This is a genomic window from Cellvibrio sp. UBA7661 (assembly GCA_002483365.1).
Taxonomy (GTDB): Bacteria; Pseudomonadota; Gammaproteobacteria; order Pseudomonadales; family Cellvibrionaceae; genus Cellvibrio.
In genome coordinates, this window is the sequence record DLHT01000017.1 from 35270 (window position 1) to 57804 (window position 22535).

At 45.8% G+C, this 22535-nt stretch carries 20 protein-coding genes; 15 read left to right on the forward strand and 5 right to left on the reverse strand.

The window, feature by feature from the left end; genetic code table 11:
• Window positions 1-190: 190 nt before the first annotated feature.
• The 6 genes from nadA to B2739_RS13405 all read left to right on the forward strand — a co-directional run bounded on the left by nadA (window position 191) and on the right by B2739_RS13405 (window position 5522).
• Window positions 191-1246 (forward strand): quinolinate synthase NadA, encoded by a 1056-nt coding sequence (nadA, locus tag B2739_RS13380; protein ID WP_331346351.1) that lies wholly within the window; start codon window positions 191-193, stop codon window positions 1244-1246.
• Window positions 1247-1385: 139 nt separating this feature from the next.
• Window positions 1386-2258, forward strand: coding sequence for a 4-hydroxy-tetrahydrodipicolinate synthase (dapA, locus tag B2739_RS13385; protein ID WP_331346352.1), 873 nt, complete (start codon window positions 1386-1388; stop codon window positions 2256-2258).
• A 35-nt stretch (window positions 2259-2293) separates the two neighbouring features.
• On the forward strand, window positions 2294-3514 hold the full coding sequence (gene bamC / locus B2739_RS13390) for an outer membrane protein assembly factor BamC (protein WP_331346353.1): 1221 nt from the start codon (window positions 2294-2296) through the stop codon (window positions 3512-3514).
• Complete coding sequence (locus B2739_RS13395) at window positions 3515-4285, forward strand: MBL fold metallo-hydrolase (RefSeq protein WP_331346354.1); 771 nt, start codon at window positions 3515-3517, stop codon at window positions 4283-4285. It begins immediately after the preceding gene.
• Window positions 4286-4326: 41 nt separating this feature from the next.
• Window positions 4327-5037, forward strand: coding sequence for a phosphoribosylaminoimidazolesuccinocarboxamide synthase (purC, locus tag B2739_RS13400; protein ID WP_049630327.1), 711 nt, complete (start codon window positions 4327-4329; stop codon window positions 5035-5037).
• A 173-nt stretch (window positions 5038-5210) separates the two neighbouring features.
• Window positions 5211-5522 carry a PilZ domain-containing protein gene (locus B2739_RS13405; RefSeq protein WP_331346355.1) on the forward strand — a complete coding sequence of 104 codons (312 nt, stop codon included), beginning with the start codon at window positions 5211-5213 and terminating at the stop codon, window positions 5520-5522.
• Window positions 5523-5536: 14 nt separating this feature from the next.
• Here the strand turns inward: B2739_RS13405 and B2739_RS13410 are convergent, their stop codons facing one another.
• Window positions 5537-6055: a leucine-rich repeat domain-containing protein gene (locus B2739_RS13410; RefSeq protein WP_331346356.1), complete on the reverse strand. Its 519-nt coding sequence runs from the start codon at window positions 6053-6055 to the stop codon at window positions 5537-5539.
• A gap of 206 nt (window positions 6056-6261) precedes the next feature.
• On the opposite strand from B2739_RS13410, the gene B2739_RS13415 reads away from it, so the two are divergent.
• From B2739_RS13415 to B2739_RS13435, 5 genes are all read left to right on the forward strand, one after another.
• Window positions 6262-6915, forward strand: a complete 654-nt coding sequence (locus B2739_RS13415; RefSeq protein WP_331346357.1) for an OmpA family protein — start codon at window positions 6262-6264, stop codon at window positions 6913-6915.
• A gap of 230 nt (window positions 6916-7145) precedes the next feature.
• Entirely contained in the window at window positions 7146-7562 is a 417-nt protein-coding gene (locus B2739_RS13420; RefSeq protein WP_331346358.1) for a BlaI/MecI/CopY family transcriptional regulator, read from the forward strand.
• 55 nt (window positions 7563-7617) lie between these two features.
• Complete coding sequence (locus B2739_RS13425) at window positions 7618-9165, forward strand: TonB family protein (protein ID WP_331346359.1); 1548 nt, start codon at window positions 7618-7620, stop codon at window positions 9163-9165.
• A gap of 117 nt (window positions 9166-9282) precedes the next feature.
• On the forward strand, window positions 9283-9942 hold the full coding sequence (locus tag B2739_RS13430) for a TonB family protein (protein ID WP_331346360.1): 660 nt from the start codon (window positions 9283-9285) through the stop codon (window positions 9940-9942).
• A gap of 59 nt (window positions 9943-10001) precedes the next feature.
• The gene (locus B2739_RS13435) at window positions 10002-10838 is read left to right on the forward strand and encodes a class I SAM-dependent methyltransferase (protein WP_331346361.1); all 837 of its coding nucleotides are present in this window, start codon (window positions 10002-10004) and stop codon (window positions 10836-10838) included.
• A gap of 6 nt (window positions 10839-10844) precedes the next feature.
• Here the strand turns inward: B2739_RS13435 and hemN are convergent, their stop codons facing one another.
• The gene (gene hemN, locus B2739_RS13440; RefSeq protein WP_331346362.1) at window positions 10845-12248 is read right to left on the reverse strand and encodes an oxygen-independent coproporphyrinogen III oxidase; all 1404 of its coding nucleotides are present in this window, start codon (window positions 12246-12248) and stop codon (window positions 10845-10847) included.
• Window positions 12249-12380: 132 nt separating this feature from the next.
• Between hemN and B2739_RS13445 the strand changes: the two genes are divergently transcribed.
• From B2739_RS13445 to B2739_RS13455, 3 genes are all read left to right on the forward strand, one after another.
• Window positions 12381-13013 carry a 2OG-Fe(II) oxygenase gene (locus tag B2739_RS13445; RefSeq protein ID WP_331346363.1) on the forward strand — a complete coding sequence of 211 codons (633 nt, stop codon included), beginning with the start codon at window positions 12381-12383 and terminating at the stop codon, window positions 13011-13013.
• 384 nt (window positions 13014-13397) lie between these two features.
• Window positions 13398-14843, forward strand: a complete 1446-nt coding sequence (locus B2739_RS13450; RefSeq protein WP_331346697.1) for a circularly permuted type 2 ATP-grasp protein — start codon at window positions 13398-13400, stop codon at window positions 14841-14843.
• A gap of 2 nt (window positions 14844-14845) precedes the next feature.
• Window positions 14846-15820, forward strand: coding sequence for an alpha-E domain-containing protein (locus B2739_RS13455; protein WP_331346364.1), 975 nt, complete (start codon window positions 14846-14848; stop codon window positions 15818-15820).
• 198 nt (window positions 15821-16018) lie between these two features.
• On the opposite strand, the gene B2739_RS13460 is transcribed toward B2739_RS13455, so the two are convergent.
• Entirely contained in the window at window positions 16019-16573 is a 555-nt protein-coding gene (locus tag B2739_RS13460; RefSeq protein ID WP_331346365.1) for a hypothetical protein, read from the reverse strand.
• A gap of 844 nt (window positions 16574-17417) precedes the next feature.
• Between B2739_RS13460 and B2739_RS13465 the strand changes: the two genes are divergently transcribed.
• Complete coding sequence (locus B2739_RS13465; RefSeq protein ID WP_331346366.1) at window positions 17418-20789, forward strand: cellulose-binding domain-containing protein; 3372 nt, start codon at window positions 17418-17420, stop codon at window positions 20787-20789.
• A gap of 117 nt (window positions 20790-20906) precedes the next feature.
• Here the strand turns inward: B2739_RS13465 and B2739_RS13470 are convergent, their stop codons facing one another.
• Together B2739_RS13470 and B2739_RS13475 are read right to left on the reverse strand one after the other, a co-directional pair.
• Window positions 20907-21464: a hypothetical protein gene (locus B2739_RS13470; protein ID WP_331346367.1), complete on the reverse strand. Its 558-nt coding sequence runs from the start codon at window positions 21462-21464 to the stop codon at window positions 20907-20909.
• An 86-nt stretch (window positions 21465-21550) separates the two neighbouring features.
• Window positions 21551-22453, reverse strand: coding sequence for a transglutaminase family protein (locus tag B2739_RS13475; RefSeq protein WP_331346368.1), 903 nt, complete (start codon window positions 22451-22453; stop codon window positions 21551-21553).
• Window positions 22454-22535 lie beyond the last annotated feature (82 nt).

Consider the following 22535-nt stretch of genomic DNA (forward strand, 5'->3'; position numbering starts at 1 on the left):
GTTCGAATCCAGCACGACCCACCACATTGAAATAAAAAAGGGCGCTTAATAAAGCGCCCTTTTTTATTGCACCAAATAACTGATTCTTGCAAAGCTCCAGATTTAACAGCCAACCCATCGTTTTCTCTGTGATAAAATTTGGCGCAAATTTATGACTCGCCCAAGCGAGTTGGTTTTAGTGAGGCGATGTATGTCCGAGTTTCTGAATCTTGCTGTGCGCGATCTTGCTGCCGAAGATCTCGTCAAACAACATCTGGCGCGTGTCTGGAGTGCACCTCAATATACTCCTGAGCAAGAGGCAGAATATAAATCGCGTATCAAAGCATTGCTCAAGCAGCATAATGCCGTATTGGTTGCTCATTATTACACCGATCCCTTGATACAGGCGCTTGCTGAAGAGACAGGTGGCTGTGTGTCTGACTCTTTGGAAATGGCCCGTTTTGGCAAAAATCACTCTGCGGACACTCTTATTGTTGCAGGTGTTAAATTCATGGGTGAGACAGCCAAAATCCTTACACCTGAAAAGCGTGTGCTTATGCCGACCCTTGAAGCGACTTGTTCGCTGGATTTGGGTTGCCCTATCGATGAGTTTTCTGCGTTTTGCGACCAGCATCCTGACCGTACTGTGGTGGTTTATGCCAATACCTCTGCCGCAGTGAAAGCACGTGCTGACTGGGTCGTGACTTCCAGTATTGCTTTGGATGTGGTTGATTATTTGGATCGACAAGGTAAAAAAATTCTGTGGGCACCTGATAAGCATCTTGGTGCTTATGTTCAGCAAAAAACCGGCGCTGATGTTCTACTGTGGGATGGTGCCTGCATTGTTCACGAAGAGTTTAAGGCGAAAGGTGTAGAGGATCTTAAAATTCTTTACCCAGGTGCTGCTGTGCTGGTGCATCCCGAGTCACCCAAGGCGGTAGTGGAATTGGCTGACGTGGTTGGATCGACGTCGCAGCTGATCAAAGCGGCGCAAACTTTACCCAATCGTGAGTTCATTGTGGCAACGGACCAAGGCATTTTCTACAAAATGCAGCAGGTCAATCCTGATAAGACTTTCCATATCGCCCCCACGGCGGGAAGTGGTGCAACTTGCCGTTCGTGTGCTAACTGCCCTTGGATGGCAATGAATGTGTTGGATAATCTGGCAAGTGTGTTTGATCGGGCAGATAACGAAATCCATGTTGACCTGGACTTGGGTAAACGAGCGATGATTCCATTGCAGCGAATGTTGGATTTTAAAAAATAAGTGTCGGCAATGGTGTTTAATAGTGTTTTGCTTGTTTCGTCTGGCACCACTCAGTACCATGTCGCCTTTCGTTATACAGTCACCCCATTCCTCAATTTTTAAGCGCTACTTTAAGTTCACTAGCTAACGGAGCCCCCAGATGATTCAAGGCAGTATGGTTGCCCTGGTAACACCGATGAATGCAGATAATTCTCTCGATTGGGCGAGCTTGCATAAATTGGTGGACTGGCATCTGGAGCAAGGCACACATGCAATCGTTGCTGTGGGGACTACCGGTGAATCGCCAACGCTGAATGTTGATGAGCATTTGGCTGTCATCAAAAAAGTGGTTGATCAAGTAAATGGCCGTATTCCGGTAATCGCCGGTACGGGTGCTAACTCTACTGCAGAAGCGGTTGAGTTGACTCAAGCGGCAAAAGATATAGGTGCGGATGCTTGCCTGCTGGTGACGCCTTATTACAACAAGCCGACTCAGGAAGGCTTGGTATTGCACCATACTCATATCGCGCGCGCAGTTGCTATCCCACAAGTCCTTTACAACGTACCCGGTCGTACCGGGGTGGATATGAAGCCGGAAACAGTACTGCGTTTGGCCAAGGTGCCTAACATCGTTGGAATCAAAGAGGCAACGGGCGATCTTGAGCGCGCTAAAGTGCTGATCGAGCAAGCCCCGTCCAGCTTTGCAATTATTTCGGGTGATGATGCAACCGCAGCTGATTTAATTCTTTTGGGGGGTAAAGGGGATATTTCTGTCACGGCGAATGTCGTACCTGCTGCCATTGCACGTATGTGCGAATTGGCTCTGGCAGGTAATGCAAGTGAAGCGCTTGCAATTAATGAGCGTTTACTGCCTTTGCATACGGCTATGTTTGTTGAATCCAACCCGATTCCGGTGAAGTGGGCCCTTGAGCATATGGGGATGATCCAATCGGGTATTCGCCTGCCGCTGACACGTTTGTCAGAGCAGTATCACCAACAGCTTAAATCAGCGATGCAACTCGCCGGGGTCTGATAACCTCTGGGTTGCATGTTGTCACGAGATGATTAATGAGTCCGACTAACGCAATGACCATAACAAAAAAACCATTATTGACTATTAATTTCAAGCGCCCATTATGGGTTCTGCTAGTTGCCACTTTAGGGTTTTCCCTGTCAGGGTGCGGCACGTTTTTTGGCGATGAAGGCGTTTTTCGTAATCGCGAAGGTGATTATTTGAAAGCCGATAATATTCCTCCGCTTGTGTTGCCCGCCGGGACAAAATCAGAAACCATGGGAGAGTTGTATCCAATCCCACCAATTACTGCGACTGATTTTGGTTTTGATCCGAGTGCAGATGACTATGAAGTGCCACGGCCTATGCCCTTGTCTGCAAACCTGGGGCAAGAAAACGTCAAAATTCAACGTGTAGGTAATGAAAGTTGGATTTTACTGAATGCGGCACCTGGCGAAGTTTGGCCACGAATTCGTAATTTCCTGAATGTGAATACCTTGGCCGTTAGTAAAGCGGATATTGGTAAAGGCATCATTGAGACCAGCTGGTTACAATTTAAGACTGACTTATCAACCTATGATCGTTATCGCTTGCAGATCGATCAAGGTGTGCAGCCCGAGACTACTGAAATCCACATTACCCACATGAGTGTTCCTGTCGCGGAAAAACCAGCACCCACTCTGGGTTGGCCGCGCCGTTCAGTTAATCCTGATCGTGAAAAGTGGATGTTGGATGAACTTGCAGCAACTCTGGCGAGCGAAACGGCTGAAGGTGGCACATCATTACTCGCACAGGCGATTGGGGGCTCGGTAAAAGCAAATCTAGGTGTGTCAGGCAATGAGCCGTTGATGACCATCAAGCTGGATCGTCAGCGCACCTTTGCAACTCTGACCTATGCAGCCAAACGCGATGGCTTCTCTACGTTCGATCAAGATATCGATGCGGGTATCTACTATGTTCATTACATAAATCCGGAAGATGCTAAGCCGGGTTGGCTCAAACGTTTGTTCCGTATTGGTTTGGAGCCTAAAACCCCAACCACTCCTTACTCGTTGGAGCAAATCAAAACCAATATGTTGACTGGGGATGCTTTTGAAAAGGCGCCTCGCTCTGATCGTGACGAAGAAAAAACATTGCCTGATGCGCCGGGTTATTTGATTGTTGTAACCGGAAGCAGCAACAATTTTGTTGTCCGCGTCCGCGATCCTTATGGAAAACGTTTGACTCCCCATGAGGCTCGTGAGTTGTTAACTGTGCTGCGTAGAAACCTGATCTAAATGGGAAGTTCCCTGCGCTTTGCATCCCTTGGGAGTGGCAGCCGCGGTAATTCAACCCTAATCGAGTGGGCCGCAGGGACGTTGTTGATTGATTGTGGCTTCAGCGTCAAAGAAGCCAATCAACGGCTTGAGCGATTAGGGAAGTGTGCAGAAGATCTGACGGCGATATTGGTAACCCATGAGCATACTGACCACATAAAAGGTGTCGCAGCTATGGCTCGGCGCTATCGTTTGCCGGTCTATATGACACCGGGAACCTGGCAGAGTAGGGATTTGGGTGAGTTACCTGATTTGCGACTAATTGAGGCCTATACTCCTTTTTTGCTCAATGATTTGCAGGTCGTTCCTGTTGCTGTCCCCCATGATGCACGCGAACCTGCGCAATTTGTTTTTGAATATGAAGGGTTACGATTGGGGGTGCTAACGGATTTGGGAAGTATTACCTCCCACGTAGAAACGCATTACCAGGATTTGGATGCGATGGTGCTTGAAGCTAATCATGATCCTTTTATGTTGGCCTCCGGACCATATCCACCATCGTTAAAACAACGTGTTGGCGGGCTCTGGGGGCACTTGAGCAATCAGCAAGCTGCCGGGTTTTTACAGCGGCTCAATTGTGCGCGGCTGCAGCATTTGGTCGTAGCGCACATCAGCCAACAAAATAATTCGCTGGAGCTGGCGCAAGCTGCTCTGGAGTCGGTTACGGCAGAAGTCAAACAAGTGACTTTTGCCTGCCAAAACCAGGGTTTTGACTGGTTGTCGGTTACTTAACTACAAGTTTAATTCTTTACTTTCGAATAGCAGGCCTATCAATGGAAAAGCGCGAACAACTCTACGCTGGCAAAGCCAAGTCCATCTATAAAACTGACGATCCTGATCTGTTGATCATGTTGTTTCGCAACGATACGTCTGCCTTTGATGGCAAGCGCATTGAACAATTGGATCGCAAAGGCATGGTGAACAATAAGTTCAATGCATTCATCATGGGTAAGTTACAAGAAGCGGGTATACCCACGCATTTCGTCAAGTTGGTATCTGATACCGAATCCTTGGTGAAAACGATGGAAATGATTCCGGTGGAGTGCGTTGTGCGCAATCTCGCAGCAGGCTCTTTAGTGCGTCGCCTAGGGGTTCAGGAAGGCATGGATTTGAATCCACCTACGTTTGAGCTCTTTCTTAAAAACGATGCCCTGGGCGACCCAATGGTCAATGAATCCCACGTGCAGTCATTTGGTTGGGCAACACCTGAACAATTGGCACGGATGAAAGAGCTGACCTTCAAAATCAACGCTGTACTTAAGGATTTGTTTGCAGCAGGCAACATGCTGTTGGTTGATTTCAAAGTGGAATTTGGTCTGCATAAAGGTGAAGTAATCCTTGGTGATGAGTTTTCACCGGACGGTTGCCGTTTATGGGATAAAGATACACGTGAAAAGCTGGATAAAGACCGTTTCCGTCAAAATCTGGGCAATGTGGTCGAGTCTTACGAAATGGTTGGTCAGCGTCTTGGTTTGACATTCTAAGAATGCGATCCAAACATTAAAAAAGGGGGCGCAGAGCCCCCTTTTTATTTGTGTGTTTAGTTGTATGTTTTGCTGACAACCACTTCTTCACAGAGGTGGTAGATGATTTTTGTCTAATTCTATCTATACTCAGCAATATTCGTGAGTGAATTATCACGCGCAACAATGCATAGATGAATAAACAGCAAGTTAATTATGGAGAACTCACAGTGAATGAACGCCGCGTTTTTGAGCGTACATCAACCTCTGTCCGGGTTGAAATGTCGCACCCCAGCTTTGGAACAATCATTGGATTTGCTAAAGATATTTCCGATGGTGGCGCGCAAGTCCAAATAGAAAATCAGGTCTGTCCACCTGTGGGAACTGAGGTTTCAGTAAAGTTTAAAAAAGCCGTTGGTGCTATCAATGCAGACCCGGTACGTATGCGCGTGGTGCACCAACTCCGTAATACCATTGGTTTGATGTTTGTTCGGGGCGCTAGTTAAAGCGCCCGGGTTTTTCATAAGCATTGTGTCGGCAATGCCAGTTCAAGCTTTTGATTGTTCAGGTTTTGTGAGAGTTGTTTTAAGTCTTTGCAGCCCATTTGTGGATTGTTTGTTACATCCAAGTGTTTTAAATGTAACAAATGCAATAGCGGTGCCGCGTTGTTGATTTTGTTATTTCCCAACATTAATTTCTCCAAACGTCCTAATTGGCCGATGGTTTCTATGGCAACTAACTGATTGTTGGCCAAATTAAGTTCTTTTAATGCAAAAAATGTTTCTAATCCTGAAAGTGATGTAATGCCTGCATCGCTGCAGTCTAATCGTTTCAAATCTTCCGCTTTGGTGATGTGTTGATCGTAAATAGTTTGTTCAACACAATCGTGCAATTTAGCATCTGCTAATTGGTAGTTTTTGAATATTGAGGGTGGTGTGTAAACAACATTTTCATTCACACTCACTGAATAGTTTTTACAACCCGTAATTAAAAAACTGACGATAAGACCACAAAAAGCAAAAGGAAATTTGTTATACATAGCGAGTTTTCTCAGGTTGAATTAATAAGTGCTGAATGTAAGCACTTTAATAAGGTTCGGGCTGTACAGCAATCATTGGATTTGAAATTCAGTATTTATTCAGTTCCGCTATTTAACAATTCCCCTTAATTAACAATTCCACTTAAGTAGTTATCTGTTAAATTGACATGATGTTTTTTTATTTTTGTTTTACAGGAGAGTCCAACATGAAATATATCCTCGCATTATTATTTTCCATGAGCTTGATTGCGTGTACCACTACAGATCCTTATACCGGTGAACAAAAGACCAGTAAGACTGTTAAAGGTGCCGGTATTGGCGCTGTTGCGGGGGCAGTGTTAGGTGCTGCTACTGGCGACAATAAAAAAGATCGTCGTGACCGCGCGTTAAAAGGTGCTGTTCTTGGTGGGGTGATTGGTGGCGGTGTCGGTAATTATATGGATCGCCAGGAGGCCAAACTGCGTGCTGAATTACAAGGCACTGGTGTACAGGTTCAGCGCGATGGCAATAACCTGACATTGATTATGCCCGGAAATATTACGTTTTCATCCAATAGTGCGGATATTCGCTCTGACTTTTTCGATGTGCTCAACTCAGTTGCAAAAGTGTTGGCCGAGTTTAACCAAACCTCCATTCGCGTAACCGGACATACAGACTCTACAGGTGGCGACAAAATTAACCAGCCGTTGAGCGAACGCCGCGCCGACAGTGTAGCCATGTATTTGCGTAGTCAGAAAGTGAGTAGCGCACGTATTCAATCTTATGGCTATGGTTCACGTTACCCGTTAGCTAGCAACGATACTCCAAGTGGCCGCGAACAAAACCGCCGTGTTGAGCTGGAATTGATTCCTAACGAATAAACGTTATTTGGGTTACCTGAAGCCGCCAAGCATTGCTTGGCGGCTTTTTTATTATCTTAAATTTCATAGGGTTAATAGGGGTGTGCTAATTTTTTAGCACATTTTACTTGACCATTTGAGCGGTGGTGCTATTTTATTAGCATGGTGCTAAAAAATTAGCAGCGACGACGGGTAAGTCTCTGGCAACCCGAAAATCAGGCAGAGCACATTTTTTATTAATGGTGATAACAATGACTTTAGATGATCTGGATAAAAGCGCTGCCGCGCAACTGAGTCGACGTGAGCGGCAAATAATGGATGCATTGTTTGAAGCGGGTGAACTGTCAGCGCAGGATGTCCGTGCGGCAATTCCTGATGCGCCAAGTTATTCGGCAGTACGTGCGTTATTGGCCAAGTTGGTAGAGAAAAAGATCGTTGATTTTCGCGAGGATGGCCCCCGTTATATTTATTTTCCGGTAATCGCTGCAGAAGAGGCGCGGGCATCGGCGCTACAAAAGTTACTAAAAACATTTTTTGGTGGTTCAACTACGGCAGCGGTCAATGCGCTACTTGGCATGAACCGGGAAAAGTTGAGTGAAACAGAAGTTCAGCAACTGCAAAGAGCGATTGAGGATGCCGCGCGCGATTCCCAATCATCTCAGCAATGAGCTCGGGATTTAATAAAAAATCAAACAGTTAGATAAACGCATGGGCAGGTGGTAAATGAATACCCAACTGATGACCAGTTTTATTATTTCCGGACTAATAAAGCCGACTATTTTATTGCTCGTCATTAGCGCGTTGTGGTGGCTATTACGCAAACGCTCCGCATCATTGCAACATTTTGTGCTGAGTCTTGGTGTAATCAGTGTGTTTTTGTTGGTGTTGCTCACGTTTGGATTAAGCGACACATCAATTTCGTTGTTCCCTTCTTTAGCGTCGGCTTTTCAGTTACCTACGTCCTGGTTGGATGCGATTAATACGTGGTTAAGCAACCACTCATCCCCTCGTGAATTACTGTTTGCGACGGCAATTTATGTATTGCCCGCGAGCACTATTCTGTTTTATTTACTCCTGGGTATCGCTGGGCTTTGGTGGCAAACACGGCGAGCGGAGCCAGCTAAGTCACCGGAATTGATTGCACAGTTAAATATGTTGCGTGAATTGGTAGGTATACAACGCAATGTTCGTTTGGTGATGGATCGCGATATTGATTCTCCACAAACTTGGGGGCTTTTCCGCCCGGTTATTATGCTGCCGCGTGCAGCACTATTGTGGGGTGAAGATAAACAAATCAGTGCGCTTATTCATGAGCTCGGACATATTGCACGTTGGGATTGGCTGACATTGTTATTGGTGAAAATAACCTGCGCATGCTTCTGGTTTTTAGTGCCCATCTGGTGGGTTGCCAATCAAATTTATCAGCAAGCTGAAATCGCATGTGATGATTATATTTTTAAACTGCGCGATAAACATCTTGTGTATGCCAAAAATTTATTAGCAATTGCCAGTGCAGATGAATCAGCCGATTCATCGGAGAGTTTACGTATGCGTGGTCAGTCTCCTGTGTATTGGCGCATTATGGCATTGCTTGACCAGCAGCGGTCACATCAACCAGTGGCGATGGAAACGGCTCAGTACTGGACTATTTGTAGTGTATTAGTGTTGGTGTTTTGGGCGAGCGTGCAGTTGCTGCCTCTGCAGGAACAATTGCGTCAGCGGGGTGATTTTTTGTTAGAAATCCAGTGGCCTGAGCTCACAAAAAATGAACCGGTTGAGAGTAATAAATCTGTTATTGTCGAGCCATTTAGTTGGGAATTGCTCCAGCGGATTAAACCGGCGCTGCAAGAATATCCCCAATGGGATGATGACCGACTGGAGGTTACTCGTGTACATGTCAGCAAACCTGTAAAAAAAGAGTTTTCGGATGGTTTATCGCTGGAGCAAATGCGCCCCGATATTCCCCGTATTCAGATACAAGGTTATTTGCCCGTAGATTTGGTAACGCCGGAATATCCTGCGGTGGCGCTTCAAAAAGGAATAGAAGGTTGGGTACAAGTAGAATTTTCTATAGGTACCGAAGGTGAAATTATTGAGCCGCGAATTATTGCTCGATCCCCATCAGCAATTTTTGATCGCAATGTACTGGGGGCGATTAAAAAATCCCGTTATCGCCCGCAGATTATTGATGGTCAAGCAGTCATTGTTCAAGGTGTTACAGAGACATACCATTTTCAACTGATTCCCGCATCGTCTTTCTCCCGACGATAAATTTTTTGTGACGACTAATTTTATTCGTCGATAAATTTCACGCTGTATTTCCCTGCTGTTTTTAATGGCCCTTACTCGGGCAGGGCCATGTTTTGCCCGAACATTGAGGATGTCATCATGAGTAAAGCAATAACCGTTAATCCATTAAATAAAGTCGCTTCTGGCGATGAGCAAATACATATACTTGCGCGCATTTTCACGGGGTTACCTTTGGGTGTGTTTATGACAGCTTGCCTTCTTTGGATGATGCAGGCATTGGTCAATAACGAACAGCCAGTGGAAATAGTAGACGATACTCCGAAAATTCCGGTTGTTGTTATGGCAGGTCCTCCAAGAATTGATACCAGAATCGATGAGCCACCTGTGCGTCCTGTTGAGGTAGAGCAGCCACCGAAAATCGCGATGGTTGAACCTATCGAGATTGATCCCGGTTCAACCGCGATCAATCTGGGCGGTCCTATGGTGATAGAGCAACCACCTATCAGTGCTGGAATAGCCGGTACAGGTCAAATGATTCCTTTCATTAAAGTGCCGCCGCAATATCCGCAATCGGCGTTGGCAAAAGGTGTAGAGGGTTATGTGGATGTCATGTTTGATGTAACGGAATTAGGTACCACTGATAATATTCGCGTTATTGGTTTTCATCCATCGAGCGTTTTTAACCGCAGCGTCTTAAAGGCAATTAAAAACTGGAAATACAAACCCAATGTGGTGGATGGTAATCCAGTCAGAACACCGGATGTGCGTGATCGCGTGACTTTTAAACTGGAAAAATAGTTGCGCTTACAAGGGCACAGTAGATAATAGCTGCTCTATTTACTGTGCCCTTGGTTGTTATGTCCAGCTCATCCAATATCGCTATTTTATGCAATGACTTACTACTCAACTCTGCTCGCACTGCATGGGTTAAATCACTGGCCTCGCAGCTGCAAATCCCTTTGTTACGTGATCAATCGCCAGACTCAATCACCAGTGCTGAATTCGTATTGCTCGTTGATGAAACGCGTGTGGCGTTGCAACAAACTGGACGCAAGGCACCTGGACCTATTCTGGTGGAATTTACAGCGGGTTCGGTTGATCATCGCCGGAAATTTGGTGGTGGCAAAGGGCAGATGATTGCCAAAGCAGTCGGCATTAAATCGGGCTGCTACCCACATGTATTGGATGCAACAGCCGGTTTGGGTAAAGACAGTTTTGTGTTGGCGAGTTTGGGTTGTCCCGTTACGCTGCTTGAGCGTTCACCCATTGTGCAAGTGTTATTGCAAGACGGATTAATGCGTGCATTGGCGTATGCGCGTGAGCAAGATCCTGAATTGTTAGTGGTGCTACAGCGTATGCAATTGATTACGCAGGATAGTGGCGCGTATTTGGCCTCACTGGATGCATCGGCACTTCCCGATGTGATTTATCTTGATCCGATGTTTCCCGAACGAAATAAAAGCGCCGACGTTAAAAAAGAAATGGCCGCATTTCACGATATTGTTGGTAAAGATGAAGATGCCGATTCACTTTTACCACTGGCGCTTGAGCGTGTGAATTATCGGGTAGTGGTCAAGCGCCCGCGCAAAGCTCCGTTTTTAAATAATCAAACTCCCTCATACCAATTGGAAGGAAAATCCAGCCGTTACGATATTTATACGATTAAAAAATTACCCGAGCATCTCAATAGTTAATGTCGGTCAGATAATTTTTGAGTAACGGATGGGTGATACCGTGTTCTGCTGTTTTTGCAGGTATTCATCAAATACCATACAAATTCGGCGAATTAACAAGCGGCCTTTGTTGTGGACATGAATGCCGCTGTTATCAATGCTTAATAATCCATCTTCACGCATTGATTGCAGCTGCGTAATTTCTTTTTGAAAATGCATTTTTGGATCAATTTCAAATTCACGTATGACATCTGCAAAAGCCAACTCAAAATGGCAAATCAATTGGTTGATCACGAAGCGCCGCACTATATCTTCCTGGTTCAAACTAAAACCTTTCATAATAGGCAGCAAGCCCATATCCATTTTTTGTTGATAGGTGGTTAAATCTTTTGCATTTTGTACGTACACATTATCAATCATGCTGATGGATGACACACCCAAGGCTAATAAATCGCAATTGCCATGGGTTGAATATCCCTGAAAGTTTCGCTGCAATTTCCCTTGTCGCTGTGCAATGGCAAGCGGATCATTGGGTTTGGCAAAGTGGTCCATACCGATATACACGTAGCCTGCAGCTTGCAGGGTCTCAATCGCGAGCTGCAACATCTCTAATTTTTCAGTAGATGATGGCAGATCGCTTTCGTTAATCATCTTTTGGCTTTTAAACAAATGTGGCATGTGCGCGTAGTTAAATAGCGATAAGCGATCTGGTTCCAAGCCAATTACTTGCTGCAAAGTATCGTGTAACGATTGTTGGTTCTGTAGTGGCAGTCCGTAAATCAAATCCATACTGACGGATTGGTATTGTTGCTCGCGTATGGTGTGCATCAGAGCGGCGACTTGTTCATAGGTGTTAAAACGGTTAACAGCGTTTTGTACGTCCTGGTCAAAATCCTGTACACCCATACTGATCCGGTTAAATCCCAGCTTACGTAAGTGGCGCAATCTATCCGGAGCGATTTGCCCCGGATGAATTTCAATTGAAAATTCAGCTGATTCATCATCAGCAAATGTAAATAAACGGCGGCTCGCATTCATGAGTAGCGACATTTCATCATCGCTAATAAAAGTTGGTGTGCCTCCGCCCCAGTGTAGTTGCTGCACTTGTTTTCCGGGTTCAAATAAATCGGCATAAAGCGACAGCTCCTGAATCATGCGTTGCACGTAGGGAAGGGCGCGGCTTTTATTATGCGTGACGACTTTGTTGCAACCGCAGTAGTAACAAAGGCTTTCACAAAATGGAATGTGGAAATACAGCGACAGTGGCCGATGCGCGAGATTGCTGCGCACAATTGCACGGAACAAGGCAGACTGGCTGAATGCTTCACGGAATTGTGGCGCGGTAGGGTAGGAGGTATAACGCGGCCCTGCCAAATCGTAGCGTTGGATAAGTGCCGAATCCCATTCAAGTGGTTGTTCAAAGTTGCGCATAACGCCTACCTGTTAGTGTGGAGTCGTTATAGTAAAAACCGGCGCAGTTAAACGAATTGACATGGATCAAGCCTATAATGGCTAATCTGGTTAATCCTGTAATCATTCTTAACCTGAACGATGATGGTGTGTATGTCTAACAGCAAGTTTGATTCTCAAGACACATGTTGTCTTGCAGAAAAGTTCGATGAAATTGCCGATGCACTCGCCGGCCCTGGCTTTATTATTCTGGACGGTGCATTTCCCGATACGCTCACCAATGGGCTTATCGAACTTATCAATACCAAAGATGCCCAGCTGAAAAGGGCAGGGGTTGGCCGCAATGAGGATTTCCAGCTCAACGATACTGTGCGTGGTGATGCCATAGAGTGGTTGGAGCCGGGTGATCCCAGTGTCACAGAGTTTTTATCCATTATGGATAAACTGCGCAGCGCTCTTAACCAGCGTTTGTTTCTTGGGTTATGTGATTATGAGGCGCATTTTGCGCGTTATAACCCCGGTGCTTTTTATAAGAAACACAGCGATGCATTTCGCGGAAAACCGGGCCGCAAGGTTTCCAGCGTATTTTATTTAAATGTGGATTGGGATTTTGCAGCAGGCGGCGAATTGGTGCTCTATGATGAAGCAGGCAAGGACGAGTTAGTTCGTGTTGCACCAGAATGCGGCAGGCTGGTGCTGTTTCTGAGTGAAGAATTTCCCCATGAAGTCCTCCCCGCGAGCCGCCAACGCCAGAGTATTGCGGGTTGGTTTAAGGTAAGCCCCTAAGTTTTTTGTTCACAGGAAAATATTTCAGCCTACGGCAATCAAATTTTTAGGTGGCCAATCCCTTGGCGAGTGATAAACGACGGCTAAAACTCTGCGTAATAGGTGAAATCGCTGGATTGTTTTCATCGTTGCCCGATTGGAAGGGCTGGGATAAAAGAAATAGCATAAGAATGTTTGGGAGCGGTTAAGTTAGTTGGCAATGCTTTTGCAGGATTCGGGTTGTAGCTCGCTGAAAGTCTTCCGGGAGCGGAGCAATGGAACCAGGGACGAATTTCAGCGGGCGCTATAACAACAAGATAATCAGACCCGATGCTCAGAGAAACTCCTCTCTACAGAGACAATAAAGCGAGGCCGCGCATGCTTAAGGAAGTCACCATGAGTGAAATGAAAATTGATTGGCAGAATTACCATTCTGGCAATTTTTACGACGAATTGATTAGCTCGCCCGGTAACCCCCGTCCTGAAACCAAACATCTTGCGCAGTATCTGGCCTCACTTTCCGGCGAAGAATTGCAAGAGCGAAAACTCTCTGCTGAACTTGCGATTAAAACCATGGGTATTTCGTTTACGGTGTATAGCGATGCAGGCAATATCGACCGTGAATGGCCATTCGATATTATCCCGCGCATCATTCCGCAACGTGAATGGCAAAAAACCGAACGCGGTTTGATCCAGCGATTGACGGCGTTGAATTTATTTATCAACGATATTTATAACGACCAAAAAATTATCAAAGATAAGGTTGTACCTTCTTATTTATTTGAAGACTCAGTCAACTTCCGTAAAGAATGCATCGGTATGAAACCGGCATACGGTGTGTGGTCACATATTTGTGGCAGCGATTTAATCCGCGATAACAAAGGCGAATTTTTTGTATTGGAAGACAACCTGCGTGTGCCTTCCGGTGTGTCTTACATGTTGGAAAACCGCAAAGTCACCAAGCGGGTTTTTCCGGAATTATTTGAAAACCATAACATCGTTCCCGTCACCGATTATCCCAATCAATTATTCGACACACTTGCATCGCTCTCGCCGCGTAAATCAGACCGCCCGGAAATTGTGGTGCTCACGCCTGGTATTTATAACTCTGCTTATTTTGAACATTCATACCTTGCGCAACAAATGGGCGTGGAATTGGTTGAAGGTAATGACTTGGTTGTTGATAGCGATGACTGCGTTTATATGCGCAGTATTGATGGTTTGAAACGTGTGGATGTTATTTATCGTCGTATTGATGATTTATTCCTTGATCCTGAAATGTTTCATCCTGATTCGGTATTGGGTGTGCGCGGGTTAATGCGTGCATGGCTAAAAGGCAATGTCGCACTGGCTAATGCACCGGGTGCGGGTGTGGCAGATGACAAAGTCATCTATACCTACGTGCCTGACATGATCAAATATTATTTGGGTGAAGAGCCCATCCTGCCGAATGTTCCCAGTTATTTATGTGTGGATAAAAAACAGTGCGATTACGTGTTGCAAAATCTCGATAAGTTAGTCGTGAAGCCTGCAAACGAATCGGGCGGTTACGGTATGATTATCGGCCCACAGGCGAGCAAAAAAGAATTGGAAGAATTTGCGCTGCGTATAAAAGCGAATCCACGCAACTATATGGCACAGCCACTGATTTCATTATCGACTGCGCCTATTCTCACAGAAGGTAATGCCGAGCCGCGCCATATCGATTTGCGTCCGTTTGTGTTGCAAGGCAAAGATCACTGCGTAACACCAGGCGGCTTAACACGCGTGGCAATGCGCAAAGATTCTTATGTCGTAAACTCATCGCAAGGCGGTGGCAGTAAAGATACCTGGATTGTGGTGGAGGACTAATTATGTTGTCCCGTGTAGCTGAGCGCATTTATTGGTTGGGGCGTTACATGGAACGCTGCGAAAATACGGCGCGCCTTGTAAATGTAAACTCGAATTTATTATTGGATTTGCCGAGCGGTGTGCGGGTGGGTTGGGGGTCGTTGATCGATATCAGCGGCACCGGCAGTTATTTTAAAAAAGATACTTTAAGTGCAGATGAAAAAACCGTTGTACATTTTATACTGGCGGACAAAGACAACCCTGCATCCTTAATTAACTCATTGAGTTTTGCGCGCGAAAATTCGCGCATCACACGTGAAATCATGCCCATGGAAGCATGGGAATTAATTAATGATTTGTATCACTACATTCGCGACCGCGCCGAAAAAGTTACCTCGCGCCGCGACCGCAATATCATCCTGCTGCATGTTATCAGCAGCGTGCAACAATTTACCGGCCTATTGGCGGGCTGCATGAGCCACAACAACGCCTACGATCTCATCCGTATCGGGCGAAATCTCGAACGCGCCGACATGAGTACACGCATCGTCGATGTCGGCTTGGTGAATTTATTGCCACATTTGTCGATTGGTGGAACGGAAGTATTAGAGCCTTACGACAACATCCTTTGGATGAGTGTGCTGCGTTCTTTAAGCGCATACCAAATGTATCGCCAACATGTGCGTGACCGGGTAAATGCCAATGCAGTGGTGGGTTTTTTACTGCAAAACGAAGATTTTCCGCGCGCCGTATCCCACTGCCTAAAACAGTTGGAGCAGTGTTTGTGGGCGTTGCCGAATAGCGAAAAAGTATTGGCCGCCATTGTGAATATCCAGCACAAATTGGACGAAGCGGATTTGGACAAGTTATTGCAATCCGGTTTGCATGAGTACATTGATGAGTTGCAATTGGAAATTGGTAACTTGCATTTCAAAATTGCAGAAACCTGGTTTCTTCCCAGTGTAATGGTGCAATCACAAGAGCAAAAATCGGCGTGATTGTTTATTTGGAAGAGTAATTTTTTGATACATGATGCTGTCTTGCGTGTTGTCTCTCTGAGACCTCTGGCCCGTTATGCGGGCCTTTTTTATTATGGCTGTTAGCTAGTTGTTGAAGCCGTTATCTAATGCAACAACTTTTTTCGTCAATAAAAAAGGGCGCATTTTAGTGCGCCCTTTAACCTGACTAAATCTGGTTTATTTAATCATCAATACTGCATCAGGCTTTTTGCCTTTGGCTGGAATGAGTGATCTGGCTGTTGCCATAGAGTCAGAACATTCTGGCTTGAAGTTCGCAACATTTTTATTGGTTGCTTTTGGCACTTCTTCGGTCAGTATTTCCACCGTGTTGCCGTCATCATCAAGGTCGCCAACGTCGGGCAATTTGAGCGTCAGCTTATTGTTGGTCACGTAAGCTTCAACACTGATTGTATTTAATGTTCCAAGCTTAAAGGTATTTTTCTCTACGTGAGTAAAATCAAATCCGGAATCAATCCAGTAACAATTTCCCCATTCATCGTAGGTATCGCCCGCGTAATCATAAAAGGTGCCTTTTCCGTCGCTTGCGATATGCAAATAAAGCTCGTCGCGCACACCCGGAGAAACCTCTTCCGACAGGTCCCACAATCCGGCAATCGCGGCTGTACCATATTGCGTGTTGCCGAATACGTTACCGCCTCCATTACCGCTTCCACTACCACCGCCGCCACAAGCTGCCAATAAAAACAGGCTGCCATAAACCATTTTTTTCATAATCCCAAGCTCCATCCCAAGCTCCATTAATGAGCGGTGAAATCCAACATAAGTCCTATGCAAGGTTGCCGCAGAGGCGAGCAAAGATGCGGGCGCGATCTTAGCATAATGGCTGATAATCCCCAGCGTTTGGATAAGCTTGGAAAGGTCTGTTTTTGCAAAAAATAGATGTTGGTTTTTCCAAGCAGGTTGTCTATTTCCAGTTAGTCAGCCTGCCTTCATCCGCATCCAATAAGTGCCCAAAAAGCTGGATAAGGTTATATAAATGGTTTGCAGGGTGAAAATAACTTTCAGCCTCATGAAAAAATCATCGGGCTGTTTCAATTGGTTACACGAGAGTATTTGTTTGGTAGCAGCATCTTATCGTGGATATTTACAAAACTTGACAACGTTGTCCATTGGGCGTAGTTTGAGATGTTCAAGTACTCAGTTCTGAGTGTTTTCTTGTTAGTTGGTTATCGATGTTTGTTGGAATGCTTTTGTTGGAATAGCTGTTGGGAACTACAGCGCTGGGTTACAACAAGGGAATAATAAAAAATCTAACGAATAACGGGTTAATCACTGAATAGTCCGCTGATCATTATTTTATTTGAGTGAAAACTCAGAGCGATATCCTATTGCCTGAAAAAAAATAGGATCGCGCAACATAATTAATGCATTACGCCTGCTGCAGTATTGTTAAGCCCTTTTCTCTTAGAGCGGGATTCCGTTGGTATTTTTTGCTGATGTTGGAATCACCGTTGTTTTGCGATTGTGTGAATCAAGTGAAATAAAAATTACCCCGATCACAGGGGAGGGCGTTTTATTGCCCGAAGAAAATAAAATCAATCACGAGGGGAAAATAATGAAAATAATTTCAAAGTTGATGTTGATGTCGTCAGCGGGATTATTGTGGTCAACGACAGCCCAAGCTTACGACTGTAGCCAATTGGCGCAGTATGTAAATGGCTCCGCTTATACAACGGGTGCGCTGGTAAAAAATGTCAATAAGGCCTACCGCTGTACCGTGAGTGGTTGGTGTTCAATTGGCGGCCCTTATGAGCCGGGTGTAGGTTGGGCGGCAAGTAATGCATGGGCTGATTTGGGTTCATGCGATTCGGTCGTGACCTCAAGTAGTGTTGCACCTTCCAGTGTGTCATCCAGCAGCGTGGCACCATCAAGCGTATCGTCAAGCAGTGTTGCTCCTTCCAGTAAATCGAGCAGTGTTGCGCCTTCCAGTATTTCATCGAGCAGCTCTTCGGTTTCAACCGGTGTGTGTGCGGGCATTAATGTTTACCCGAACTGGACCCAAAAAGATTGGTCCGGTAATCCTTCATATGCTGCGGGCGGTGATCAAATGCAACACCAGGGTGTTGCGTATAAAGCAAATTGGTGGACGCAAAGTGTTCCGGGTAGCGATGGCTCCTGGGCATTTGTGCAAAATTGTACGGGCACAGGTAGCAGCTCGGTTGCGCCATCAAGCGTGTCATCGGTGAGCAGCAGTCGCTCCAGTGCATCATCGTTGAATAGCATTTCAAGTTCTTCCAGTTCAATTATTCCGTCTTCTTCATCTGTGCCTTCTTCTTCATCCGCTCCCTCCAGTGTGAGCAGCGCGAGCAGTAGCAGTGTGAGCGTGGCGATTACCGGTTATTTTCCGGTGCGCGCAAATCCCGTGAGTTTGAAAGTAAAAGGTTGGCCAAGTGATTTGGCGATGGGTTCTTTCACCGATAACAACACCGCATCCAACGATGCGCTTGCTGCATCCGGTGTGGATTCTGTTTTCAATAACGAAGGTAATGGCACTGGCGACCGTGGACAAGTGATTGCACCCAATGTTACCAACAATACCATTGTGCAAGCGCGTGATATTGAACGCGTAGGCGGTGGTTCTGTGTTGCCGGTGATTGGTGTTGCCACAGCTGATGCAACCGATATTGGTGCGGACGATATTTTAAATTCTGCCAATATGGTTAAGCATTTCCAAAATCTGATTCGCGTTGCAGCAACCTTGCAGGCGAGTAAAGATTCATCGCATCCGAACCCCGGTGCAATCGTGCTTAACGCTGGTTTATTAGCGCAGTGGCAAGCGAACCAAAATGGCAGTTTTAAAACTGCATTTGGTAGCCAGGGGGCATGGGTGGCGATTGATGTTAAACAAGCGGTGAAAGATGCGTTAACCAATGATGCGAACTTTGTTATCGGCAGCCAATCTTTATCGGCCATTTATAATTTGAATAATGTGAAAGCCGAAGTGGATAGCGCGTTGCAAAACAACATCACCGGTTGGGTGCAAGCACACAATTTGTTGATTAAACGTTTGAGTCCGGATGTCTCTTTCGGTTGGGTTGCGGGTGTATCAAGCCCTGGCAATAACACCTGGGTGCATACCGATTTTGATGGCTTGCAAGATGTCTGGAATGCAGCGGCTTTCTCTGTATCCACCTTTGCCAATAGCATCGGTGCTTACACCACGAATAGTTATCGCCCGGATTTCTTCGCGTTCGATACCTCGGCTGACGATGGTTTGTCACCTTCTGCGCGCGGTGCTTATGCTTACGGTGCAAGACAATGGGAAAATTATTTGAATTACGTGCGTCAGGTGACTGATTCATTATCAGTTCCGGCAATGCTGTGGCAAATTCCTGGTAGTCACTTAGCGAGCGTGAGTGAATCTACTGGCAGTTACAATCTGGCAAATGATTCAGGCACCGCCGGTACCTATTTCATGGGCGATAAAAGTATTGGAAAAACCATTAGCAATGTGCGCAGTGATGTGTTGAGCATTCCGCTTAATTCATCGGTGTACACAGGTGCAAGCAGTGTGAATGCCTTGTTACAGCAAACGCCGTACGACTGGGGTATTTCCGGTTTGCGCCGCGCCGCATACAGCAACGTGTTTGCGATTATGTGGGGTAGCAAAACCGGCGTAGGTGTTGTTCCAACTGCAAACAGTGCAACCGATAACGGTTGGTTGAAAAATAAAATTGCTGCCAATAAAGCCAATGGTGGTATGCCATTGTACGGCTCAGGTGAATTAACCACTGCAAGTGCGATCACCACCATTGCGCAGTTGAACAGCGATTTGGCGAGCGTTGAAAACGCCATGAATAATCAGGCGTTCCTTTACACCACACCATCCAATGGCAAAGAACCTTCCAGCATTTACAAGTGGGCGGATTTCTTGATGGCGTTAAATGCAATGCACAACGTAGGTGTAGGGCCAACCAAATATTGGTTAATTGATCCAACAAAAGATGATGCAACCAATATCAAATACGCCAAGGTGGCAATTGCAGCGTTCCTTTCACAAAGTATGAAAGAAACTATCCAATACGATGCGTGTGATGAAAATAACTGGTCGATCAATACCGGTGATCCAGTGAACTATCCGATCTCTGCATCATGCGGTCAACTGCAACAAGATTATGCATCCTACGGCCAAGACCCAATTACCGGCCGCGACAATCCATACTCTTGCCCACGCAATCCAAAAATGGAAATCACCGCGAACACCAATGCAAAATGGTACGGCGCTCCAGGTCCATTATTCACTGCGCCTGATCGCGTGTTGGCGAAGAAAGGTTTGCTCGTGAATGGTAGTGTGGGTTACTGGGATTACAGCGCATGGTTCCCTGCAGTCACCACCGTGGATAAATCTGCGCAGGCTTATTTGCGTGAAGAAGGTAAAGTGTATGACGGCCAAAAAGCCGGTAAGTTTGTGTGGAATGGCAGTGCAGGTAAGAGCATTGAAGGTTGTGGTTGGTGGGGGCGCGGTGTTATTCAAACCACTGGTCGGTTGAACTTTGGTAAGTTGAACCACTTCCTCGGCCGCAGCCATGTTGATCCTGCTTATGCTGGCCAAGTGATCGACGGTGTCCCAGTAACTCCGGCACCTGCACAACCGCTGTACGCCGATATGGATCTTTGCTCTAACCCGCAATTGGTGTGTTCATCAACCGAGCACGGTGAAATTAAATGGATCGCCGGTTTGTTCTTCTGGATGAACGAAGTGCAAGGCTACAACGATCCGGCGTACAACTGGGATTACTATGCACGCTTGAAAGCTTACGTTGATGGCGGATTAAAAGGCGATGCATTTATCAACGAGATTTCCGGCATTGTAAACCGCGGCTGTCCGGCAGCTACTTGCCCAATCAGCGGCGCAGTAGATGGCTTGGCTGACAGAAAAGCCAACTTCGTGAAAGTGCTGCAAATCATGGGCTTGAATCCGCAATAAGATTAAAGCCTGCAACAATAAAAAACCCGGCTCACAAGGCCGGGTTTTTTGTTTATCATCAGCTGGGTTATCGAACAAAGGCGCAATAAATTGTGCATTTTTATTACGCTGTCGATATTAAAACGTAATGCCAGTACTCACATAAAAATTCCAGTAGTGCGCTTTGGTATCGCCAGGTTCACCAAATAATTGGTAGTCCACACCCACACCGAGCAGTAAATTTTCCTGAATTCGCAAGCCCACTTCGCCGTTGGCTTCAAACATTGCTTCCCAATCATTTAAATCAGGGTTTTTGAATTTAAATTTACCAATTCCCGCGCCCACACTGCCCAGTAAATATAAGCCGGAATCATAGGCGTAGGGGTCATAATTAATTCCACCAAAACCAACGGAATAAGTTTCCACTTTTACATCCGGTATCGCTTGCTCCAGCTGCGTTACATTTTGGCTTGCGGCAATATAAACCGGCATCTGCGGTAATATCAGCTTTACGCCCAAGCTCCGCTCAAAATCCATTTCGTATTTATCGTACTCGCTATATTCAAACTCATCTTCATCCGCAATGATCTTTCCCCAAGGTGCAAATTTAAATTGCACCACCATCGGCAAATCATCCTGCGCATGGCTTAAGTTAGTGGTTAGGCCTAATATCAGTATGGATAAAAAACGTTTCATTGTTTTCCTTGAATAATGAGTTATAGATTAAGTTGCAGTAGTGCTCAGCTTATAGGTATGCGTGTTGTCATTGATAAATCTTAAGATTACAAGCCTTGAATAACATCTTCCGGAATGCGTTGCACATCGACGGATACGGATAATTGTGGAGATAGACCGCCACCAAAAATAACGCCTTTGAGTGGTGTTACGTCGGAGTAGTCGCGCCCCCACGCGGTGGTGATATGTTGTGAGCCAGTCAGGGTGTTGTTGGTTGGGTCAAACTCATACCAGCCTTCGCCCGGCGAATACACCGCGAACCAGGCGTGTGTTGCATCGGCACCTACTAATTTTTCCTGGCCTGGTGGTGGTAGTGTTTCCAAATAACCACTGACATAACGCGCGGGGTAGCCCAATGAGCGCAAGCAACCAATCGCGAGGTGCGCAAAATCCTGACACACGCCGCGCTTGTGTTTGAGTACATCGGCAAGCGGTGTTGCAACGTCAGAAAATTGCGGGTCGTAAACAAATTCGCTAAAAATCCGCTGCGTTAATTCCAATACTGCCGATAAAAAAGGCCGGTCATTGGCAAAAGAAGGTGCTGCATAATCGGCAAGGTCGGCATGTTGCTGCACCATGGGTGAATCCAGCATAAATTCACGTGCGCTTAGTGTTTCCCAGTCTTTGCTATTTTGCAGTAAATATTTTACGTAGGCGCAAGGGGTTCCAAAATCCAGATTGATATTGTGGGTGTTTTCTTTAATCAACAATTCACTGGTGATACTGACATCCAATTCACTATGGTCTTTTTCAATCGCAAATTGTAAAAAATGATTGCCAAAATAATCGGTATGTTGGGTATGCCCACTGACTTTGGGTGAAATAGTAATTTTTATATCTTCAACACGCTGGCGCTCGGTTGCGCGCGGCAACACATACGCAAGGTTGTAACAATGGCTCACCGGCAATGAATAGTGGTAGCGGGTGTTATGTTGGATACGGTATTTCATAGTCGGTGCGCTTTATCATTCGATTATGTTTAAAATCTGAGTTCGTTTAAAGATCAAAGTGCGTTTAAAGATCAGAGTGCGT